The organism is Flavobacterium sp. (assembly GCF_028712645.1).
Taxonomy (GTDB): Bacteria; Bacteroidota; Bacteroidia; order Flavobacteriales; family Flavobacteriaceae; genus Flavobacterium.
Map to the genome: position 1 here is coordinate 1 of NZ_JAQTPQ010000179.1, position 7,328 is coordinate 7,328.

Annotated in this window: 6 protein-coding genes and 1 pseudogene; 2 read left to right on the forward strand and 5 right to left on the reverse strand. The window is 30.9% G+C overall.

Annotation, left to right across the window (positions count from 1 at the left end; translation table 11 throughout):
- A pseudogene (locus PHC28_RS13070) lies at positions 1-553 on the forward strand (radical SAM protein); the annotation flags it as partial.
- A gap of 123 nt (positions 554-676) precedes the next feature.
- Here the strand turns inward: PHC28_RS13070 and PHC28_RS13075 are convergent.
- Together PHC28_RS13075 and PHC28_RS13080 are read right to left on the reverse strand one after the other, a co-directional pair.
- Positions 677-3,061 (reverse strand): M1 family metallopeptidase, encoded by a 2,385-nt coding sequence (locus PHC28_RS13075; protein ID WP_300101297.1) that lies wholly within the window; start codon positions 3,059-3,061, stop codon positions 677-679.
- Between the two features lie 10 nt (positions 3,062-3,071).
- The gene (locus PHC28_RS13080; protein ID WP_300101300.1) at positions 3,072-3,659 is read right to left on the reverse strand and encodes a HupE/UreJ family protein; all 588 of its coding nucleotides are present in this window, start codon (positions 3,657-3,659) and stop codon (positions 3,072-3,074) included.
- 87 nt (positions 3,660-3,746) lie between these two features.
- Here PHC28_RS13080 and PHC28_RS13085 point away from each other — a divergent pair, with 87 nt between their 5' ends.
- Positions 3,747-4,262, forward strand: a complete 516-nt coding sequence (locus PHC28_RS13085) for a DUF6702 family protein (protein ID WP_300101303.1) — start codon at positions 3,747-3,749, stop codon at positions 4,260-4,262.
- Between the two features lie 112 nt (positions 4,263-4,374).
- Here the strand turns inward: PHC28_RS13085 and PHC28_RS13090 are convergent, their stop codons facing one another.
- The 3 genes from PHC28_RS13090 to PHC28_RS13100 form a co-directional block, all read right to left on the reverse strand.
- A complete protein-coding gene (locus PHC28_RS13090; RefSeq protein WP_300101306.1) occupies positions 4,375-4,833 on the reverse strand; it encodes a hypothetical protein in 459 nt (152 codons plus the stop codon).
- Positions 4,834-5,007: 174 nt separating this feature from the next.
- Entirely contained in the window at positions 5,008-5,721 is a 714-nt protein-coding gene (locus PHC28_RS13095; protein WP_300101309.1) for a hypothetical protein, read from the reverse strand.
- A 468-nt stretch (positions 5,722-6,189) separates the two neighbouring features.
- Positions 6,190-6,858 carry a gamma-glutamyl-gamma-aminobutyrate hydrolase family protein gene (locus tag PHC28_RS13100; protein ID WP_300101312.1) on the reverse strand — a complete coding sequence of 223 codons (669 nt, stop codon included), beginning with the start codon at positions 6,856-6,858 and terminating at the stop codon, positions 6,190-6,192.
- Between the last annotated feature and the right edge of the window lie 470 nt (positions 6,859-7,328).

Sequence of the window (7,328 nt, forward strand, 5' to 3'; positions counted from 1 at the left end):
AGTAAAAGAAACAGAAATCCTTGGAGCTTTCGCCAATAACGATATTAATTTTGTAGATAATACAGGAATTGACCATGATAAATTCAGTTTTGGATTAAAGAAATCACTCTTTAATTTTATGCACGGTATTTGCTTTGACTACGAATTGCAAGAATGGTTCGATTTTAAAATTTCGAAGACAAAAATCCATCCCGATTTTATTTCGAATGCTTTAGAACAAGAGGAAGATTTCAAAATCAAACCAACTGCCAAAATTGTTTGGCTAGGAGGAAAGCCACTTGCAGAACATTTTACAAAATCTAAAAAAGGTAGTTCTTGGGAAATGATGGCTTTGACTTTTTACGACAAAAAAGAAACTTTCACGATTCAAACTAGTAAAAATGAAGGAGAATGGCTGGTGGGAATTCTTGATAAAATTTCGGTTTCGAATGCTAGAATCTCCACTTTTCAGGAAGTGAAAAATGATTTTGAAACAAATTTAGAGGATTTTGAATTGTTTTGGTATTCAAAACCTGTGAATACTTTAAGGGATTTCGGATTATTGGTATTATAAATATAGAATTATTCATTACTCTTTTTCAAATGAAATAAGTGTCGAAGGAGTACAAGGAAAATATAAAAAGCTGTGCAACATACCTATTGCACAGCTTTTTTAGCTTATTAAAAAAAAGTGTTTCTATTTCTTTTCTAGCTGCATAGGATTTTGTCCTACTGATTGTCCTCTTGCTGGAGCATTTGCATTACGTGCTTTAAACATTTGCAATTTTGATGGGGCTACATTTTCAGCTCCCCAAACATTATTGCTCACATCAATATCAGCGGTTTCAAGCATTGGATCTAATTTTATAGAAGCAACTTCTTTGTCAAGAATATAAAATTTTGATGTTTTTAACTCATCATGTCTCCAAATTTGAGCTGGAATTCTATCGGTTAATTGAGTTCCATCTTTAAATGTAAATTCAACTATAATTGGCATTACCAAGCCTCCTTTATTTGCAAAGTTAAGTTCATAGAAAAATTTGTTGCTGTATTTTTCTTTTTCTTCTGCCGTAAATTCTTCCATTGGTAAAATTTCGGGTTCTGGCATATTTTTTTCTACCAAAGTAGTGTCTATTTCTACCAAACCACGGGCATATTTCCAATAGAAATCTCTTGCGTCTAAATCAGTATCTGTATAGAATTTTATATCACTAGAATTTCGATTTCTAACTTTTGAAATATCATCAAAAATATCCGCAGGTTTTTCAATACGTGTCTTTTTTTCCTTTTTGTCTTCGTTCGAAACTAAAGTGTAGTCGGCTTTTGCAAACTTTACACTTTCTAAAGCAATATCGCAAGGATCAGTACCATAAAACCAACCTCTCCAAAACCAATCTAAATCTTCTCCACTGGCATCTTCCATTGTTCTAAAAAAGTCAGCTGGCGTAGGATGTTTAAAAGCCCAGCGTTTAGCATATTCTTTAAAAGCATAATCAAATAATTCTCTTCCCATAATAGTTTCACGCAAAATGTTCAATCCTGCAGCAGGTTTAGAATAGGCATTAGCCCCAAAGTTTGCAATATTTTCAGAGTTCGACATAATTGGCTCTAATAGATTTTTTGGTAATTTCATATAATCTACAATTGTGTAAGCTGGTCCTCTTTTGCTTGGAAACTTATTGTCCCAAAGTTCTTCTGTTAGATATTGTACAAAAGTGTTTAAACCTTCATCCATCCAACTCCATTGACGTTCGTCACTGTTGATAATCATTGGAAAAAAGTTGTGACCTACTTCGTGTATCACTACGCCAAGCATTCCATTTTTAGTGTTTTCACTATATGTACCATCTGGTGCAGTACGACCATAATTAAAACAAATCATTGGATATTCCATACCGTTGGATGCTTCTACACTTTGCGCCACTGGATAAGGATATGGAATTGTAAAATCAGAATAAGTTTTTATTGTGTGTGCAACAGCACGAGTCGAAAATTTGCTATACAAACCATAGGCTTCTTTTCCGTAAAAACTCATACACATTACTTTTTTGCCTTTTATGCTTTGTGCCATTGCATCCCAAACAAATTTTGGAGAAGAACCCCAAGCAAAATCACGCACATTGTTGGCTTTATAAATCCAAGTTTTTTTGGCTTCTGCTTTGTTTTGTTCAGATAGTTTGGCTTCTGCCAATGTAACCACTTCTACGGGAGCAGTTGCAGTTTGTGCATTTTGGTAACGAGCAAATTGTGCAGGTGACAATACAGAATTATAATTAGTACATTCACCAGTTGAGGTAATGATATGATTAGCTGGAACGGTCATTTTTACATTAAAATCACCAAATGTTAGAGCAAATTCACCTCTTCCAGTAAATTGATGATTTTGCCATCCTTGAAAATCACTATAAACACATAAACGTGGATACCATTGTGTCATAGTAAAAATGTAATTTTTTTCATTTGGAAAAAACTCATAACCTCCACGACCTCCATCTGCAATACGATTTGTGATTTTGTAATTCCAATCAACATTAAAAACAAATTGCTGTCCAGATTTTAATTCAGGAATTTCTATGCGCATCATTGTTTTGTTGATGGTGTATTTTAATTTTTTCCCTGTAACATCAGTTAGCTTTAGGATGTTGATTCCTGCACCGTTGTCGTCTGGTTTATTGTTTTCTATTGTTTTGTCTATTAAAGTGTTGTTACTTTCATTAGGCATCTTGCTGGCACTTTGATAGTTAGCATTATTTAAATTGTTGTGTTCATTTTCATCGAGTTGTAACCAAACATAGGTTAATGCATCGGGAGAATTATTAAAATAAGTAATGGTCTCACTTCCTTTTAAGGTTAAGTTTTTTTCGTCTAATTCACAACTAATATTATAATTGGCGCGTTGTTGCCAGTATTTTACCCCTGGTGCACCACTAGCAGTTCGTTGCTCATTTGGGGTTGTTAAAATACTTCCTAATTGTTCAAACTTATTTCCGTGGTTACTTCCCGGATTGTTTAAAATGTTTTGTGCTATTATTACTTGACTCATTAAAGTCATCAGTAATAGTATTTTTGCAAATTTGTTCATTTATTATTTTTTAATTTAAAGGAATTCGTTTTAAAGCCATTTGTAGTGACAAACTAAATACGGCAGCGGAAATAAATAATACCCAATTGGATTTTTTTACTTTAAAGTATTCAAGAGCTAAAGTGGTAAGTAGTAAAATAAAGGCCACAAAAAATAATTGACCAATTTCTAAACCTATATTAAAACTCAATAAGCCCCATCCGATAATTTGATCTTTAGCCAAAATCATTCGAATAGTATTGGCAAAACCCATACCGTGTATTAATCCAAAACCCATTGCGAAATAGTAATTAATAGTAGTTGCATTGTTTTTTGATTTTATTTTTGAAATATTACTTAGCGCTGTTATAATGATTGTACACGGAATTAAAAATTCAACCCAATTGCTTTGCAAACGAAAAACATCTATTACGCTTAAAAATAAAGTTATAGAATGTCCAATGGTAAAGGCAGTTACGAGTATAACAATTTTTTTAATATCGGAAATTGTGTATAAGGCTATTAAACTCAAAATAAATAATTGATGATCGAGCGCATCAAAACTCACTAAATGCGACCAGCCTAATTGAAAATAAAATAAAAAATCATCTAAAGACATTTAAGTTCTGTTAATTTGATTTGGGTTTGTTACTTTTGTGGGCTAAATTATTGTATTTTTAATCATTAAACAAAAATAATACTTATAATGCATCTATTTTCTTCAAAAGCAACGTTATTTATCATTTTATTCTTTGGTTTAAATCCTTTTAACACTTCCGATTTACATCCACTACATGTTAGTACTACTGAAATTTCATACAATAGCAAACAAAAAAGTGTTGAGATTGTGTGTAAATTATTTACAGATGATTTTGAAAATGCACTTCGCAAACAAAATCAAACTAAAATTGATTTAAGCGCTTCTGTCTTACATAATGAAATGGATGTTATTATAAAAAAATACATTCAAAATCATTTGCAAATTACGATAAATGGTAAAAAGCAAGCACCAAAATATATAGGTTTCGAAATAGATCGTGAGGTTGTAAACGTATATTTAGAAATAGAATCTGCTAAACCTTTTGAAAAAATTAAAATAGACAACAAAATTCTTTGTGATTTCTTTGAAGATCAAATGAATATTGTGCACGTAGAACTTTTAGGAAAACGCATAAGTGGTCGTTTGAATAATCCTGACACCCAATTGGAGTTTAAATTTTAATATTTTTCTATAAAGAAAAGAGAGATAAAAAACCGTCTCATTCATTGCTGTTTTTCAATGAATGAGACGGTAAATTCAATCAATTTATATTATTAAATGGAAGATTTATAGGCTAATTAATCCATATTCTGCTTCTTGATGAGCCGTCGTGGCAACTATTACAGGCTCCTGTTGTAATTGCAGTTGACATTGAATTTGTTGAAGTAGCTCCCGTAACTGAAGGATATAAACCACCAGTAAAATCTATAGTTGACGAAGTATAGAAATTTCCTTTTGCATCAACGCTTATTGTATATTTTAGCGTTCCAGTACCATTTGGTCCTGTATAAAGATTTACTGTTGCGTTAGGATTAGTATTTGTAATGGCTTCATTATATACAGTTCCAGCAACCTTCCAAACTGGTGCTTCTCCTCCTCCAGGTTTGTGACAATTCATACAATTTTGCCCCATATTATGGCTGTTATTACTTCCAGTGCTACTACTTGCCGCTCCGTACTCGCTTTCGGGTGAGCAAGACTGCATTAAAAAGGCTATTATAATTGCAAATGGAACAATTCGTTTAAGTTTCATATAATAATTTTTTAGTTGTTTTTTAATTAATTGATTTTAACTTTTCCTTTTTTTGGTAGTGAGATGAGTAGGATGGAGTTATCCTCATTTTATAAATTTAGCCTATCATTTGTTTTTATTTGCAACAAACAATAGGCTAATTTAAGAAATTAATTTTTAGAGACTTTCAGGTTGTTAATTGGCCCATATTCTAGCAGTACCAGTTCCGCCAGTGTGGCAACTATTACAAGCTCCTGTAGATATTGGTGATCCCATATATTTTGTTGTAGTAGCTCCAACTACTGCAGGATATAAACCACCGGTAAAATCAACAGTATTTGGGGTGTAAAAATTTCCTTTGGCATCAACATTAAGTGTATATTTTAATGTTCCTGTTCCGTTTGGACCTGTATAAAATTTTACAACAATATTAGGAGCAGTAGTCGTTCCAGCAGAACTATTATAAGCAGTTCCTCCTATTTTCCAAACTCCTTTTCCTGAACCTGATCCGCCTGGGTTGTGGCAATTCATACAATTTTGCCCCATATTATGACTTTTATTTAGACCATTTGAGCTTCCACTAAGTGCTATTGCATTTGTTGTAGGAGTAGTAGGAGTAGTAGGCGTCGTTGGTGTTGTAGGTGTTGTAGGTGTTGTTGGCGTTGTTGGCGTTGTTGGAGTAGTCGGAGTTGTAGTTCCTGTTCCGTTATTATCATCATCATCATCATCATCATCGCTTTCTGCGTTTCCATTTGTAGTACCACCATTTGTAGTACCACCAGTTGTAGTATTTGTAGTGCCGGTTGTAGTACCATTATTTACTGGTTCATAAGGGTTCGGAACAGTACAAGATTGCATTAGCATAAAAAGTACAATGGCTGAAAAGATTGTTGTGAGTTTAAGTTTCATAATTATTTAAATTTGGTTTTTACTTGTTTATTAATTGTTATTAAGGCTTTTTTACTGTTTTAAATTGCTGTCTAAAATCAAATGTCGAATTAGCAGTTTGATTTTGTATAGCTAAAACATCTAGGATTTAAATTACCCTACTTTATTTTTTTTATTTTTATTTTTAATTATTTATAAATCAACTTTTTTTATTCTAAATTATTTAATTTTTTTTAGAAGAAGATGTCAATGATTTAGGGGTATGGTTATAAAAAAAACAACCTCCAAAAATCATTTTTAGGAGGTTGTTTAAAATGTCTTTAAAAAGTTTAATAGAAATTAAATTCTTTTAAATTTAAATATAGTCTCATTAGTATATTTTAACGATTTGTAATGACAATTTAATAGTTCTTAAATTATATTAATCTTAATCTTCGTTGTCTTGGTTTAAATGGAATTGTTATATTTTTTTTGTAAAACAGAAAATAGCTAATTACCTATTTTTTCTATCAGAACTTTTCTTAAATTTTTGCTGAACGGACTTTCTAAATTAGTCATGCGCTCAGGATGCCATTGCACTGCCAAGATGAATTCTTTCTCAGGATTTGATGATTCTATAGCCTCAATTACTCCATCATAAGAATAGGCAACTGCTTTTATGTCAGCTCCCAAATTTTCAATGGATTGATGATGAGCACTATTTACTTCGCCTGATAGCTCTTTCACAATAGAGTAGAATAAAGAGTCTTTCTCTACTTGAATTATGTGTGTTTTGTCTTCCGTTTCTTTTTTATGAATTTTATTTTTATTTTCTCCATTATCTAAATATAAAGTTCCTCCTTTAAATACATTAATTAGTTGTAGTCCTCTGCAAATTCCTAAGACAGGTTTTTTCTCTAACAAGGATTTTTCTAACACATTCATTTCAAATAGATCACGGGCAACATTGAATTTTTCTGGGGCATTTGGATAAATTACCTTTTCAGTTGGTTCCATATCAATTCCACCTGTAAATACGATAGCATCACAAATTGAAACATCTCCTAAATTGTTTTTAACATAAGAGAGTTCTATGATTTCAATATTATCTTCTTTTCCTTTTATCCAATGGAGATAATTGATGTGATTGCTTTCAGTAAATGTTACTCCAATTTTCATTTTTTACTTTGTTGATTTTGTCTGTCTAACCAAAAAAACTTTTTGAATTTAATAATAGTGATTGTTAAAATATCAAATGTAAACTTATTTTTAAATTAATAATAAGGAAGTAATCAAGAGTTTTTAAGATTCAATATTATTAAAGTTTTGACTTGATTTCGTATCATTCAACCCAATGTTTTTTTGATTTAGAACTATTTTTTATAAAAAAAAATATTTTTTTATTTTTATATATTTATTCTTATAAAATTATTAAAATTACGTATTTTATCGATTTTTTATGCTTTTTACTGGTTATTTTTAAAAATTAAAAAAAATAATATTTTAACTTTGAAACAGTAAGAATTTGAATAAGAATAGTAAAAGTGTGAATTCTGTAAATTCTTTTTAAAGTTATAATATTTTGTAATCTATATAAGTTCAACTCTGTATTTTTTAGGAATTCATCCGAATTCAATTTATTTGATGAG

What these genes read in the sequence shown, in the direction of transcription:
- PHC28_RS13075 (WP_300101297.1), bottom strand. Translation starts at nt 3,061, where the DNA reads ATGAACAAATTTGCAAAAATACTATTACTGATGACTTTAATGAGTCAA.
- PHC28_RS13080 (WP_300101300.1), bottom strand. Translation starts at nt 3,659, where the DNA reads ATGTCTTTAGATGATTTTTTATTTTATTTTCAATTAGGCTGGTCGCAT.
- PHC28_RS13085 (WP_300101303.1), top strand. Translation starts at nt 3,747, where the DNA reads ATGCATCTATTTTCTTCAAAAGCAACGTTATTTATCATTTTATTCTTT.
- PHC28_RS13090 (WP_300101306.1), bottom strand. Translation starts at nt 4,833, where the DNA reads ATGAAACTTAAACGAATTGTTCCATTTGCAATTATAATAGCCTTTTTA.
- PHC28_RS13095 (WP_300101309.1), bottom strand. Translation starts at nt 5,721, where the DNA reads ATGAAACTTAAACTCACAACAATCTTTTCAGCCATTGTACTTTTTATG.
- PHC28_RS13100 (WP_300101312.1), bottom strand. Translation starts at nt 6,858, where the DNA reads ATGAAAATTGGAGTAACATTTACTGAAAGCAATCACATCAATTATCTC.